Annotated in this window: 1 protein-coding gene; it reads left to right on the forward strand. The window is 56.8% G+C overall.

The features are described 5' to 3' along the window. Positions 1 to 85: 85 nt before the first annotated feature. Positions 86 to 1,109 (forward strand): IS4 family transposase (locus ACWR1S_RS30815; RefSeq protein ID WP_454566137.1); only part of this gene is annotated, 1,024 nt, incomplete at its 3' end.

Consider the following 1,109-nt stretch of genomic DNA (forward strand, 5'->3'; position numbering starts at 1 on the left):
TAATGCCGATCAGTTAAGACTCTTTGCTTGACCTTTGGCCGCAAGAAATCAAAATCCGATGTCTGTACTGGCATCGGATTTTTTTATGCGTCTCTCTCGGGCATTGGAACTGACCCACAACATCGCCTCTACCCCTAGCGCCATTGAGGGGTTGGATTCTTTGCTCGACCCTTCACTGGTCGAGCAGGCACTGGAACAGGCCGGCGTAGCGACCCTGCGCAAGCGGCGCCTGCCCTTGGAAATGATGCTGTGGTGCGTGATTTCCATGGCGTTCTTTCGGCGTATGTCGGCGTGGGACGTAGTCAGCCGCATGAACATCATGCTGCCAGGGCCACGTCCTCTGGTCGCGCCCAGCGCTGTAGTTCAAGCCCGTCAGAGATTGGGTAGCGAAGCTGTACGACAAGTCTTCGATCTGACTCAGAAAAGCTGGCATGAAGCGGCGGGGCATCCGACCTGGGCCGGTTTGCGCTTGCTGGGCGTCGACGGTGTCGTCTGGCGAACACCTGACACACCCGAAAATCGAGCGCGCTACGACTCGGCCAGCAACCAGCACGGCGACACCGGTTTTCCTCAGGTACGCATGGTCTGCCAGATGGAATTGACGAGCCACATGTTGATCGGTAGCGCATTTGATGGTTATCGCAGCAACGAAATGAAGCTGGCAGAACAACTGATCGATACCACGCCGGATCACTCGCTGACGCTATTCGATCGCGGTTTCTACTCGTTGGGGCTGTTGCACCAATGGCAGCAGGCCGGCACCGAGCGGCATTGGCTGATGCCGTTACGCAAAGGGGCGCAGTACGAAGTCATTCAGCGTTTGGGGCGTCAGGATGCGGTGGTCTCGTTAAGCACTTCGCCGCAGGCCCGCAAGCAATGGCCGGGATTGCCGGAGCACCTGACCGCAAGACTGCTGAGCAAAACCGTCAAGGGTAAGGTCTGTCAGATTTTGACGTCGATGGCCGATCCGCTGCGTTTCCCATCCGATGAAATCGTCGACCTGTACAGCCATCGCTGGGAAATCGAATTAGGGTTCAGGGAAATGAAACAGACACTGCTCAACAGCAGCTATACGCTGCGCAGCAAGACACCCGAGATGATCGAGCAAG

It is taken from the genome of Pseudomonas sp. AIG, assembly GCF_977020205.1.